The 12399-nt window shown below is 48.1% G+C and carries 23 protein-coding genes; all 23 read right to left on the reverse strand.

Going from position 1 to position 12399, the window contains the following annotated elements:
* Positions 1–18: 18 nt before the first annotated feature.
* Positions 19–1353, reverse strand: coding sequence for a preprotein translocase subunit SecY (gene secY, locus ACO0LF_RS22435; protein WP_423009066.1), 1335 nt, complete (start codon positions 1351–1353; stop codon positions 19–21).
* 25 nt (positions 1354–1378) lie between these two features.
* Positions 1379–1810, reverse strand: coding sequence for a 50S ribosomal protein L15 (rplO, locus tag ACO0LF_RS22440; protein WP_110255929.1), 432 nt, complete (start codon positions 1808–1810; stop codon positions 1379–1381).
* Between the two features lie 28 nt (positions 1811–1838).
* A complete protein-coding gene (gene rpmD / locus ACO0LF_RS22445; protein WP_110255928.1) occupies positions 1839–2018 on the reverse strand; it encodes a 50S ribosomal protein L30 in 180 nt (59 codons plus the stop codon).
* Between the two features lie 10 nt (positions 2019–2028).
* The gene (gene rpsE, locus ACO0LF_RS22450) at positions 2029–2547 is read right to left on the reverse strand and encodes a 30S ribosomal protein S5 (RefSeq protein WP_423009068.1); all 519 of its coding nucleotides are present in this window, start codon (positions 2545–2547) and stop codon (positions 2029–2031) included.
* A gap of 12 nt (positions 2548–2559) precedes the next feature.
* Positions 2560–2922 carry a 50S ribosomal protein L18 gene (gene rplR, locus ACO0LF_RS22455; protein WP_110255926.1) on the reverse strand — a complete coding sequence of 121 codons (363 nt, stop codon included), beginning with the start codon at positions 2920–2922 and terminating at the stop codon, positions 2560–2562.
* A gap of 12 nt (positions 2923–2934) precedes the next feature.
* Positions 2935–3468, reverse strand: a complete 534-nt coding sequence (gene rplF / locus ACO0LF_RS22460; RefSeq protein ID WP_110255925.1) for a 50S ribosomal protein L6 — start codon at positions 3466–3468, stop codon at positions 2935–2937.
* Positions 3469–3478: 10 nt separating this feature from the next.
* Positions 3479–3874 (reverse strand): 30S ribosomal protein S8, encoded by a 396-nt coding sequence (gene rpsH / locus ACO0LF_RS22465; protein WP_162039557.1) that lies wholly within the window; start codon positions 3872–3874, stop codon positions 3479–3481.
* Between the two features lie 14 nt (positions 3875–3888).
* Positions 3889–4194 carry a 30S ribosomal protein S14 gene (gene rpsN / locus ACO0LF_RS22470; protein ID WP_423009071.1) on the reverse strand — a complete coding sequence of 102 codons (306 nt, stop codon included), beginning with the start codon at positions 4192–4194 and terminating at the stop codon, positions 3889–3891.
* A gap of 7 nt (positions 4195–4201) precedes the next feature.
* Positions 4202–4741 (reverse strand): 50S ribosomal protein L5, encoded by a 540-nt coding sequence (gene rplE / locus ACO0LF_RS22475; RefSeq protein ID WP_110255922.1) that lies wholly within the window; start codon positions 4739–4741, stop codon positions 4202–4204.
* Positions 4742–4745: 4 nt separating this feature from the next.
* Positions 4746–5060, reverse strand: coding sequence for a 50S ribosomal protein L24 (rplX, locus tag ACO0LF_RS22480; protein WP_110255921.1), 315 nt, complete (start codon positions 5058–5060; stop codon positions 4746–4748).
* Between the two features lie 9 nt (positions 5061–5069).
* A complete protein-coding gene (rplN, locus tag ACO0LF_RS22485; protein WP_006464924.1) occupies positions 5070–5438 on the reverse strand; it encodes a 50S ribosomal protein L14 in 369 nt (122 codons plus the stop codon).
* A 239-nt stretch (positions 5439–5677) separates the two neighbouring features.
* Entirely contained in the window at positions 5678–5950 is a 273-nt protein-coding gene (gene rpsQ / locus ACO0LF_RS22490) for a 30S ribosomal protein S17 (protein ID WP_110255920.1), read from the reverse strand.
* On the reverse strand, positions 5950–6141 hold the full coding sequence (rpmC, locus tag ACO0LF_RS22495) for a 50S ribosomal protein L29 (protein ID WP_110255919.1): 192 nt from the start codon (positions 6139–6141) through the stop codon (positions 5950–5952). The genes rpsQ and rpmC overlap by 1 nt, the downstream gene beginning before the upstream one ends.
* A gap of 12 nt (positions 6142–6153) precedes the next feature.
* Entirely contained in the window at positions 6154–6573 is a 420-nt protein-coding gene (gene rplP, locus ACO0LF_RS22500; RefSeq protein WP_110255918.1) for a 50S ribosomal protein L16, read from the reverse strand.
* Between the two features lie 2 nt (positions 6574–6575).
* Positions 6576–7409, reverse strand: a complete 834-nt coding sequence (gene rpsC, locus ACO0LF_RS22505) for a 30S ribosomal protein S3 (protein WP_110255917.1) — start codon at positions 7407–7409, stop codon at positions 6576–6578.
* Positions 7410–7418: 9 nt separating this feature from the next.
* Positions 7419–7751 (reverse strand): 50S ribosomal protein L22, encoded by a 333-nt coding sequence (gene rplV / locus ACO0LF_RS22510; protein WP_174244915.1) that lies wholly within the window; start codon positions 7749–7751, stop codon positions 7419–7421.
* A gap of 6 nt (positions 7752–7757) precedes the next feature.
* On the reverse strand, positions 7758–8033 hold the full coding sequence (rpsS, locus tag ACO0LF_RS22515; RefSeq protein WP_110255916.1) for a 30S ribosomal protein S19: 276 nt from the start codon (positions 8031–8033) through the stop codon (positions 7758–7760).
* A gap of 10 nt (positions 8034–8043) precedes the next feature.
* A complete protein-coding gene (gene rplB, locus ACO0LF_RS22520; RefSeq protein WP_110255915.1) occupies positions 8044–8871 on the reverse strand; it encodes a 50S ribosomal protein L2 in 828 nt (275 codons plus the stop codon).
* Between the two features lie 2 nt (positions 8872–8873).
* On the reverse strand, positions 8874–9188 hold the full coding sequence (gene rplW, locus ACO0LF_RS22525; protein ID WP_110255914.1) for a 50S ribosomal protein L23: 315 nt from the start codon (positions 9186–9188) through the stop codon (positions 8874–8876).
* On the reverse strand, positions 9185–9808 hold the full coding sequence (gene rplD, locus ACO0LF_RS22530; protein WP_186953126.1) for a 50S ribosomal protein L4: 624 nt from the start codon (positions 9806–9808) through the stop codon (positions 9185–9187). Before rplD ends, rplW begins: the two co-directional genes overlap by 4 nt.
* Positions 9809–9811: 3 nt before the next feature.
* Positions 9812–10468, reverse strand: coding sequence for a 50S ribosomal protein L3 (gene rplC, locus ACO0LF_RS22535; RefSeq protein ID WP_110255912.1), 657 nt, complete (start codon positions 10466–10468; stop codon positions 9812–9814).
* 223 nt (positions 10469–10691) lie between these two features.
* On the reverse strand, positions 10692–11009 hold the full coding sequence (gene rpsJ, locus ACO0LF_RS22540) for a 30S ribosomal protein S10 (RefSeq protein WP_110255911.1): 318 nt from the start codon (positions 11007–11009) through the stop codon (positions 10692–10694).
* Between the two features lie 132 nt (positions 11010–11141).
* The gene (gene tuf / locus ACO0LF_RS22545) at positions 11142–12332 is read right to left on the reverse strand and encodes an elongation factor Tu (protein ID WP_423018072.1); all 1191 of its coding nucleotides are present in this window, start codon (positions 12330–12332) and stop codon (positions 11142–11144) included.
* Positions 12333–12399 lie beyond the last annotated feature (67 nt).

Raw genomic sequence — 12399 nt, forward strand, 5'->3', positions numbered from 1 at the left:
CTGCTGTCCCCTGGGCGATTACCGAGTAGGAATCCCGCCCTTGAAATTTGCTTTACGAAGAAGCGATTCATATTGCTGGGACATAACATAGTTCTGTACCTGCGCCATAAAGTCCATGGTTACCACCACGATAATCAGCAGAGACGTTCCGCCGAAATAAAATGGTACTTTCCACTTCGCAATCAAAAATTCTGGCAACAGACAAACCAGCGTAATATAAATCGCACCTGCCAGCGTCAAACGCATCAAGATCTTGTCGATATAGCGTGCGGTCTGGTCACCAGGACGTATCCCGGGAACAAAAGCACCGCTCTTCTTCAAGTTATCAGCGGTTTCTTTGCTATTGAATACCAAAGCGGTATAAAAGAAGCAGAAGAAAATGATCGCTATTGCATACAACAAAGCGTGTATAGGTTCACCAGGCGCCATCGACGCTGCCAGATCCTTCAGGAAAGTGATAAAACCACTTGTTGAAGACTCTGCACCCTTAGTAAACCAGCTAGTAATCGTCGCTGGAAACAAGATGATGGAAGAAGCAAAAATAGGAGGAATTACACCAGCCATATTCAACTTCAGCGGCAAATGACTGCTTTGACCGCCCATAATTTTGTTACCAACCTGACGCTTCGCATAATTCACCAGGATCTTGCGTTGACCACGCTCGACAAACACCACCGCAAACGTTACTGCAGGAACTACAACACAAATAACCAGTGCGGCAAAGTTACCCATTTGACCAGTACGGACCAGTTCAAACAAATTACTCAAACCACCAGGCAAGCCTGCTGCAATACCGGCAAAAATGATGATCGAAATACCATTTCCCAGACCGCGCTCAGTGATTTGCTCACCTAACCACATCAGGAACATGGTGCCGGTCACCAGCGACAGCACTGTCGTCAAACGGAATGCCATGCCAGGATCAAGTACCAGATTAGCCTGTCCCTCAAGACCGAATGCAATAAAATAGCTTTCGATCAAGGCCAGAACCACAGTGCCATAACGTGTAAATTGCGTAATCTTTCTACGACCGGATTCGCCCTCTTTTTTGAGTGCTTCCAATTGCGGAGAGACAATCGACATCAATTGCATGATGATCGACGCAGAAATATACGGCATGATACCGAGCGCGAATACAGTGAATCTTTGCATCGCACCACCGGAAAACATATTAAACATACCCAGTAAACCACCCTGGTTTTGTTTAAACATTTCTTCCAGTACTTTGGCGTCTATACCTGGTACAGGAACATGTGCACCAATCCTGTAGACAACCAGTGCCGCCAGCAAGAACCAGAGTCGACCCCATGGGAACCCGCTTGCCGCACTTTTTTGTTGTGGAGATGTTGCCAATTAATGCTCCGGTTGTCTGCTTAAATTAAGCGATAGTGCCGCCAGCAGCTTCGATTGCAGCTTTAGCGCCTTTAGTGACGATCAAGCCGTTCAAAGAAACTTTCTTGGTGATGGCACCAGACAAGATCACACGGACTACACGTGCGAGCTCAGAAACTACGCCGGCTTGTTTCAAAGCCAAAACGTCGATTTCTGTCACTGGCAGGTTTTCCAGATCTGTCAGGCGAACTTCTGCTTTGTACGGAGTTGCCAGTGATTTGAAACCACGTTTTGGCAAACGACGTTGCAAAGGCATCTGACCGCCCTCAAAACCGACTTTATGAAAGCCGCCTGAACGGGATTTTTGACCTTTATGGCCGCGACCCGCTGTCTTACCTAAGCCTGAACCGATACCGCGACCAACACGACGTTTGTAGTGTTTTGCGCCATCAGCTGGCTGGATTGTATTCAATTCCATAATTTGCTCCGATCGTAAACCAGACGGCTTACGATACAACCTTCACAAGATACGAGACTTTATTGATCATGCCACGTACGGATGGTGTGTCTTCCAGTTCGGAAACTGAATTAACACGACGCAGACCCAGGCCACGTACAGTTGCACGGTGATCCTGGCGTGTGCCGATCAAACCTTTAACCAATTGCACTTTTACTGTCTTAGACATGAGGTGCTCCTTAACTGAGAATTTCTTCAACAGTTTTGCCACGCTTTGCAGCGATTTCAGATGGAGTACTCATCTTGGCCAAACCGTTCAAAGTTGCACGAACCATGTTGTATGGATTTGTGGAGCCGTTGGATTTCGCCACGACGTTTACAATACCCATTACTTCAAAAATTGCGCGCATTGGACCACCAGCGATAACGCCAGTACCTTCTTTTGCTGGAGAAATCATGACGGAAGACGCGCCGTGCTTGCCAGTAACGGTGTGTTGCAGAGTACCGTTCTTCAAAGTCACTTTGATCATCTTACGACGTGCTTCTTCCATCGCTTTTTGTACAGCAACTGGAACTTCTTTCGATTTCCCTTTGCCCATACCGATACGGCCATCGCCGTCACCAACGACTGTCAGCGCCGCGAAACCCATGATACGACCACCCTTGACCACTTTGGTCACGCGGTTGATCGCGATCATTTTTTCGCGCATGCCATCATCCGGCTTGTCGGCTGCTGTTTTTGCTTGCATTTTTGCCATGACAAATTTTCCTTAGAACTTCAAGCCAGCTTCACGGGCTGCTTCTGCAAGCGCCTTGACGCGACCGTGGTAACGGAAACCGGAGCGGTCAAACGCAACTTCGGTAACCCCTGCTTTGATTGCCTTCTCTGCAACACGTTTGCCGATCAAGCTCGCTGCAGCAGCGTTGCCGCCTGCACCAGACTTGCCAGCCAACTCTGCACGTACTTCTGCTTCTACTGTAGAAGCAGATGCCAACACTTTGGCGTCTGGGCCAATGATGTTTGCATAGATGTGCAGGTTTGTGCGATGCACGGCCAGGCGGTTCACTTTGAGTTCTGCGATCTTGGCACGGGTTTGACGTGCGCGGCGCAGACGTGATTGTTTCTTGTCCATCGTCAACCCCTATTACTTCTTCTTGGTTTCTTTAATCACAACCACTTCGTCCGCATAGCGAACGCCTTTGCCTTTATAAGGCTCTGGACTGCGGTATGCACGAACTTCAGCAGCAACCTGACCAACTTTTTGCTTATCAATCCCTTTGATCAGGATTTCAGTTGGAGTTGGTGTTGCGCATGTAACGCCTGCTGGCATTGCGTGAACAACTGGGTGCGAGAAACCAAGAGACAAATTCAATTTGTCGCCTTGAGCTTGCGCTTTGTAACCAACACCGACCAGATTCAGTTTCTTTTCGAAACCTTTAGTGACGCCGTTAACCATGTTGTTGACCAGGGCACGCAGGGTGCCGCTCATCGCATTGGCTTCACGACCATCATTAGCTGGGGAAAAACTCAAAGTGCCATTGTCGTTCGCAACTGTCACCAAGCCATTCAAGGCTTGAGACAACACGCCCTGTGGGCCTTTAATTGTAATCTGCTCTGTCGAAATGGTGACTTCAGCACCTGCCGGCAAAGCGATTGGCATCTTACCTACTCGAGACATCTTTCACTCCTTAGGCGACGTAGCAAATCACTTCGCCACCGACACCGGTTGCGCGCGCTTTGCGGTCAGTCATAACGCCTTTTGGTGTGGAAACGATCGCCACTCCCAAACCGTTCATGACACTTGGGATCTCGTCTTTACCTTTGTAAATACGGAGACCTGGACGTGATACACGTTCCAAGCGTTCAATCACAGGACGTCCTGCGTAATATTTCAAGCCGATTTTCAATTCGGACTTACCTGCAGTTTCAGAAACTGCGAAATCTTCAATGTAACCTTCGTCTTTAAGTACGTTCGCAATTGCGATCTTTACTTTGGAAGACGGCATCGCGACGACAGTTTTTTGAACAACTTGTGCGTTACGAATGCGGGTCAGCATATCGGCGATAGGATCGCTCATACTCATTGCTTATTCTCCTATTACCAGCTGGCTTTAGTCATACCCGGGATTTCACCACGCATGGCGACTTCACGGAGTTTAATACGGCCCAAACCGAATTTACGGAATGTGCCACGTGGGCGACCTGTCAAAGCGCAGCGGTTACGCTGACGAGTCGGATTGGAGTTACGTGGCAAGGCCTGCAACTTCAGACGAGCAAGATAATGCTCTTCTTCAGTCTTTGATTGGTCATCAATGATGGCCTTCAATTCAGCGCGTTTGCCAGCGAATTTCTTCACCAGGTCTGCACGCTTTTGCTCACGATTAATCAGTGCCAGTTTTGCCATGGCGACCTCAGTTTCTGAACGGAAATTTAAATGCGGCGAGGAGCGCTTTCGCTTCGTCGTCGGTCTTTGCTGTTGTCGTGATACTGATATTCATACCACGCAACGCGTCGATCTTGTCGTATTCGATTTCAGGGAAAATGATCTGTTCCTTGACACCGATATTGTAGTTACCACGACCATCAAACGCACGACCAGAAACGCCACGGAAGTCACGTACACGCGGCAAAGCCACGGTAATGAAACGGTCCAGGAATTCATACATCTGAGCGCCACGCAAAGTTACCATACAACCAATTGGGTAGCCTTCACGGATTTTAAAACCAGCGATCGCTTTGCGAGCTTTGGTAACTACTGGTTTTTGACCAGCAATCTTGGTGAGGTCACCAACCGCATGCTCGATAATCTTTTTGTCTGCAATTGCTTCAGACAAACCCATGTTCAGGGTGATTTTCAAGATACGTGGAACTTCCATAACTGATTTGTACGCGTACTTTTCAGTCAGTTCACCAACGATTTTATCTTTATATATTGCTTGTAGACGGGCCATGATGTTATGCCTTCACAACTTCGCCAGTCGACTTGTAGATACGGACTTTCTTGCCATCCACTACCTTGAAGCCTACACGGTCTGCTTTGCCAGACGCTGCATTAAACAATGCAACATTCGACACATGAATCGGCATCACTTTATCCACGATGCCACCTACTGCGCCAGTCATTGGGTTAGGTTTAACAGCTTTTTTAGCAACGTTAATACCTGCAACAACAACGTAATCGCTATCGATGCAAACTTGCACCTGACCGCGTTTACCTTTGTCTTTACCCGTCAAGACGATGACTTCGTCGTTTTTACGAATTTTGTTCATCACGACCCCTTACAGCACTTCTGGAGCCAAAGACACGATTTTCATAAAGCGCTCAGTACGCAATTCGCGTGTTACTGGGCCGAAAATACGAGTACCGATAGGCTCAAGTTTTGCATTCAACAATACTGCAGCATTGCCATCAAATTTGACCAACGAGCCATCTTGACGACGAACACCCTTAGCTGTCCTCACGACAACGGCGTTGTAAATTTCACCTTTTTTTACACGACCGCGCGGAGCAGCAGACTTAACAGTGACTTTAATTACGTCACCAATACCCGCATAACGGCGCTTGGAACCGCCCAACACTTTAATGCACAAAACTTCGCGCGCACCAGTATTGTCAGCCACTTCCAGCCGGCTTTCTGTTTGAATCATAATGTTCTCTTTCCCAACTTAATCCACACAACTTGCACAATGCAAATTTGTAGTCAGTCTTGGTCCCGCCAGCTAACCCCTACATAACCCACAATGCACGAGCCAACTGATTAGGTGGACGATTTTTTAACCACTTTCACAACAAGAGGGCGTTATGAAAGACATTTAGGCTGCCACTCGCATACTTTGCAAATGACAGCCCATCATTATTACACTAAAAAACTTTTTGTGCAATAAATTTATACTACTTGTGCGACTTGAACCACACGTGTCACTGTCCAAGCTTTAGTCTTGGAGATAGGACGACCTTCTTGAATTTCAACGGTGTCGCCGGCCTTTGCCTGGTTCGCTTCATCGTGTGCGTGGTACTTAGCACTACGGACGATGATCTTGCCATACAAAGGATGCTTAACGTGACGTTCAACAACCACTGTTACGGTTTTGTCCATCTTGTCGGAAACAACCTTGCCAATCAATGTGCGCTTCAGTGCGACTTTAACTTGATCGTTCATTATTTGGCATCCTTCTGGTTCATGACGGTTTTCACACGTGCGATGTCACGACGAACTTTCTTCAATTGAGAAGTGTTAGTCAGCTGTTGCGTAGCGATTTGCATACGCAGGCTGAATTGTGCCTTCAACAATTCATTCAGTTCTTTAGTCAAAGCCGCCTGATCCTTACCTTGGAGTTCAGATACTTTCATTTACAACTCCTATTATTGGCCGACTTGACGGACGACGAACGTTGTCAACAGCGGCAATTTAGCTGCAGCCAAGCGGAACGCTTCGCGTGCCAGCGTCTCATCGACACCATCCATTTCGTACAACATTTTGCCTGGTTGAATCTCGGCAACGTAGTACTCAGGATTACCTTTACCATTACCCATACGGACTTCCGCTGGTTTCTGGGAAATTGGCTTGTCCGGGAAAATGCGGATCCAGATACGGCCACCGCGTTTAATGTGACGAGTCATTGCACGACGCGCTGCTTCAATCTGACGCGCTGTGATACGACCACGACCAACTGCCTTCAAGCCAAACTCACCGAAGGAAACTGCTGTACCACGAGTATGCGAGATACCCTTGTTACGGCCTTTCTGTTCCTTGCGATATTTTCTGCGTGCTGGTTGCAGCATGATTATTCTCCTGCTTTCTCAGCCGGTGCTGCAGCGTCAGCTTTTGCGCGTACGCGCTTAGCTGCCGGGGCTGCTGCGCCGGTCGTCGGTGTTTGTCCTTCTGGACGCTTGGCGCGTGGACGGCTATTTGGCTTGCCATCATCACGACGTGGACCGCGACGTTTTTTGTCGTCTTCCGGTGTCGATTCGATAACAGGCGCATCGCCATTTGCCAAACGATCGCCTTTGTAGACCCATACTTTTACGCCAATGATGCCGTAAGTTGTGGATGCTTCGCCAAAGCCGTAATCGATGTCAGCACGCAGAGTATGCAGAGGCACACGGCCTTCGCGATACCATTCTTTACGTGCGATCTCAATACCGTTCAAACGACCACCAGACATGATCTTGATACCTTGAGCGCCCAAACGCATTGCATTTTGCATCGCACGTTTCATCGCGCGGCGGAACATGATGCGTTTTTCCAGTTGCTGAGCGATAGAATCAGCGATCAGTTGAGCATCGATTTCTGGCTTGCGAATTTCTTCGATGTTGACATGCACTGGCACGCCCATCAATTTCGACAAGTCGGCTTTCAATACTTCAATATCTTCGCCTTTTTTACCGATCACAACGCCTGGACGGGAGCTGTATATCGTGATGCGTGCGTTTTTAGCAGGACGCTCAATAACGATGCGGCCTACAGACGCGTTTTTCAGTTTCTTCTTCAGGTATTCACGTACCTTCAGATCTTCGATGAGCATAGTGGCAAAGTTACCATTGCCAGCATACCAACGAGAAGACCAGTTACGCGTTACTGCCAAACGAAAACCGGTTGGATGTATCTTCTGTCCCATCGTGACTCCTTAGTTACCAACGGTCACATAAATGTGACAGGATTGTTTAGAGATACGATCACCACGACCCTTAGCGCGTGCTGTGAAGCGCTTCAGAATCGCACCTTTTTCGACATAGATAGTCTTTACTTTCAGCTCATCGATGTCCGCGCCATCATTGTGCTCGGCGTTTGCAATTGCAGACTCCAACACTTTCTTGATGATCGCAGCACCTTTTTTAGGGCTGAATGCCAGGATATTCAATGCCTGATCTACTTTTTTACCGCGAATCAGGTCAGCCACCAGGCGACCTTTTTGCTCAGACAGACGCACACCGCGCAAATTTGCTTTAGTTTCCATCATCGGTCCTTATCTCTTAGCCTTTTTATCGGCTGCGTGACCCTTGAACGTACGGGTCAGCGCGAATTCGCCGAGCTTGTGACCAACCATGTTTTCGGAAACATAAACTGGTACGTGTTGCTTACCGTTATGAACCGCAATGGTCAAACCGATGAAGTCCGGCATAATTGTCGAACGACGGGACCAAGTCTTGATTGGCTTCTTGTCTTTAGTCGCTTGCGCGGTTTCGACTTTCTTCACCAGGTGGGCGTCGCAAAACGGCCCTTTTTTCAATGAACGTGTCATGTTTTATCCCTTATTTCTTGCCACGGCGTGAGACGATCATCGAAGTAGTGCGCTTGTTGCGACGAGTCTTCTTACCCTTGGTTTGCTGACCCCATGGTGATACTGGGTGACGGCCGGCTGCAGTTTTACCTTCACCACCACCGTGCGGGTGATCGACCGGGTTCATGACCACACCGCGAACGGTAGGACGAACACCACGCCAACGCATTGCACCAGCTTTACCGATTTTGCGCAGGTTATGCTCACCGTTGCCTACTTCACCGATAGTCGCGCGGCATTCGATATGAATACGACGAACTTCACCGGAGCGCAGACGAACCTGAGCGTAAGTACCTTCACGTGCCATCAGGACAACGCCAGCACCAGCTGTACGTGCAATCTGAGCACCTTTACCTGGCAGCATTTCTACGCAATGCATAGTTGTACCGACCGGGATATTACGGATAGGCAAGCAGTTACCAGATTTGATCGGCGCTTGAGAGCCGTTCATGACCTGATCACCAGCAGCCATACCTTTAGGGGCAATGATGTATGCACGTTCACCATCCGCGTAGCACAACAAAGCAATGTGTGCTGTACGGTTAGGATCGTATTCAATACGTTCTACTTTTGCAGGGATACCATCTTTGGTGCGTTTGAAGTCAACCAGACGATAATGCTGCTTGTGACCACCACCGATATGACGGGTAGTGATGTGACCGTTGTTATTACGGCCAGCAGTTTTTGATTTCTTTTCCAACAAAGCAGCGAACGGACGACCTTTGTACAGGCCTTCTGTCACTACCTTCACCATACCACGACGACCTGGTGAGGTTGGCTTCATCTTAACGAGTGCCATGCTTATGCCCCCTCAGTGAAGTTAATTTCCTGACCTGGCTTCAAGCATACAAAAGCGCGTCTTGTATGATTGCGGCGGCCATTAAATTTACCGGTACGTTTTTGTTTACCTTGACGATTCGCTACTTGTACGGATTCAACTTGTACTTTGAACAGCAATTCGACGGCAGCTTTGATTTCTGGCTTGGTTGCATCTGGCATAACCAGGAAAACCACTTGCTCATTCTTTTCAGCAACCATAGTTGCTTTTTCAGAAATAACAGGAGCCAGCAACACCTTCATCAGGCGTTCTTCGCTAATTTTGACTTGTGCGCTCATGCCAGCATCTCCTCAATCTTTGCCAGTGCTGGCTTAGTGATCAACACTTTCTTGTAGAACACCAAAGAAACTGGATCAGCATAACGTGGTTCAACAACCAATACGTTTGCCAGGTTACGCGCTGCCAACATCAGGTTTTCATTGAATTCGTCAGTAATAATCAGGACGGAATCCAGGCAACCCATTGCTTTCAGTTTGTCGGACAACAGTTTAGTCTTAGGTGCGTCAACAGTAACATCGTCAACCACATTCAAACGACCTTCACGAGCCAACTGAGACAGGATCGAGCAGATACCTGCGCGATACATCTTTTTGTTAACTTTGTGAGAGAAATTCTCATCAGGCGAGTTCGGGAATATACGACCACCGCCACGCCACAATGGAGAAGAAGACATACCAGCACGTGCACGACCAGTACCTTTTTGACGCCAAGGCTTCTTGGTTGTGTGATGGACTTCTTCACGATCTTTTTGTTTGCGATTACCGCTACGAGCATTGGCTTGGAATGCAACGACGACTTGATGGATCAAGGCTTCATTGTAATCACGACCAAAGATAGTATCAGGAGCGGCTACGTTCGACGCTGCTTGACCTTGTTCGTTTAGGAGCTTCAGTTCCATGGATTAGGCTCCCTTCTTGGCTTTAACTTTAACAGCAGGAGATACAATCACCTGACCATTTTTTGCACCCGGCACGGCACCCTTCACCAGCAACAACTGACGCTCTGCATCTACGCGAGCGATTTCCAGATTTTGCACAGTGCGAGTTGCATCACCCAGATGACCAGTCATGCGCTTACCAGGGAATACACGACCTGGATCCTGCGCCATACCGATAGAACCAGGTACATTATGCGAACGGGAGTTACCGTGAGTTGCACGACCAGAAGAGAAATGGTGACGTTTGATGGTACCGGCATAGCCTTTACCAATCGTTACGCCTTGCACGTCTACTTTTTGACCAGCTTCGAACATACCAACAGGCACAACATCGCCTGCTTTCAATTCAGCAGCTTTAGCAGCATCAATACGGAATTCTTTTAATACAGTACCAGCTTCAACACCTGCTTTTGCGAGGTGACCGGCAGCCGCTTTTGTTACGCGGGATGCACGGCGCTGACCGAAAGTTACCTGAACAGCGGAGTAACCGTCTGTTTCAGGAGTTTTGACTTGCGTCACGCGGTTGTTGGACACGTCCAAAACAGTAACAGGAATCGAATCCCCATCATCTGTAAAGATGCGCATCATGCCAACCTTGCGACCAACTAGGCCCAAGCTCATTGTTTTCTCCATTCTCACCTACGATTGGGTGAGGCTGATGTTTAAAAAACTTAAACGAATAGGCCAGCCGGAGCTGACCTACATCTAAGCCTTCGATTATAGCCCGCAAATTTTTTATTTACAAGACTAATTTATTTGAATTTTCGAAAAATTGTGGTATGTCGAATTTTCAGTATTTTTCTGAGAATACTAATTTGCATCAGTATGCTCAAATCAATAAGAATTATTGCAGTTTGATTTCTACGTCAACGCCAGCTGGCAGGTCGAGCTTCATCAACGCGTCAACTGTTTTGTCAGTTGGGTCAACGATGTCCATCAAACGCTGGTGAGTACGGATTTCAAATTGATCACGGGAAGTTTTGTTCACGTGTGGGGAACGCAATACGTCGAAACGCTGGATACGTGTAGGCAAAGGAACCGGGCCTTTAACAACAGCGCCAGTGCGCTTGGCTGTTTCTACGATTTCCAGAGCGGACTGATCGATCAGTTTGTAATCGAAAGCCTTCAGACGGATACGGATTTTTTGATTTTGTGTGGACATGTTCATTCCTATAAAGAGCGAGCCAGGTACGGCAGAGCCGCCGGCATATTTAATAAAGAGCGAAAACTAAATTGGCTGTCGCATTAAATTCAATACGACAGCCAACTAGTATACTACAAATTACGGCAGATATTACTCGATGATTTTAGCAACAACGCCAGCACCAACTGTACGGCCACCTTCACGGATAGCGAAGCGCAAGCCTTCTTCCATCGCGATCGGGTTGATCAGTTTTACTGTGATAGAAACGTTATCACCTGGCATAACCATTTCTTTGTCTTTCGGCAACTCGATCGAACCAGTTACGTCCGTTGTACGGAAGTAGAACTGTGGACGGTAGTTGTTGAAGAATGGCGTATGACGGCCACCTTCATCTTTGGACAGAACATAGATCTCGCCTGTGAAATGCGCATGTGGCTTGATCGAACCTGGTTTTGCCAACACTTGACCACGTTGGATATCTTCACGCTTTGTACCACGCAGCAATACGCCGACGTTGTCGCCTGCTTGACCCTGGTCGAGCAGTTTGCGGAACATTTCAACGCCAGTACATGTTGTTTTGACTGTGTCTTTGATACCAACGATTTCGATCTCTTCGCCAACTTTGACGATACCGCGTTCGATACGGCCAGTTACTACTGTACCGCGACCGGAGATGGAGAATACGTCTTCTACTGGCAACAGGAAGGCGCCGTCAACAGCACGTTCTGGTGTTGGGATGTAGGAATCGAGTGCATCAGCCAGTTTCATGATGGCTTCTTCACCCAGAGGACCTTTGTCGCCTTCGAGGGCCAGTTTAGCGGAACCCTGGATGATAGGCAGGTCGTCGCCTGGGAATTCGTATTTGGACAACAATTCACGAACTTCCATTTCGACCAGTTCCAGCAATTCTGCATCGTCAACCATGTCGCACTTGTTCAGGAACACGATGATGTATGGTACGCCAACTTGGCGGGCCAACAGGATGTGTTCACGAGTTTGTGGCATAGGACCGTCTGCTGCGGAGCAAACCAGGATCGCGCCGTCCATCTGAGCAGCACCAGTGATCATGTTTTTAACATAGTCAGCATGGCCTGGGCAGTCAACGTGGGCGTAGTGACGACCAGCTGTTTCGTACTCAACGTGGGCTGTATTAATAGTAATACCGCGCGCTTTTTCTTCTGGTGCTGCATCGATCTGATCGTAGGCTTTAGCTTCGCCGCCGAATTTTTTCGACAAGACTGTTGCAATCGCTGCTGTCAGTGTGGTTTTGCCGTGATCAACGTGACCAATTGTGCCAACGTTTACGTGCGGCTTGGTGCGCTCGAACTTACCTTTTGCCATTTTATTCTTCCTTCAAAAAGAACGATTTATCAACAATAGAAAACCTACCCCGGCATGGGGCAGGCCT

Origin of the sequence: Undibacterium sp. Di27W, assembly GCF_049340345.1 — a bacterium.
Taxonomy (GTDB): domain Bacteria; phylum Pseudomonadota; class Gammaproteobacteria; order Burkholderiales; family Burkholderiaceae_D; genus Undibacterium.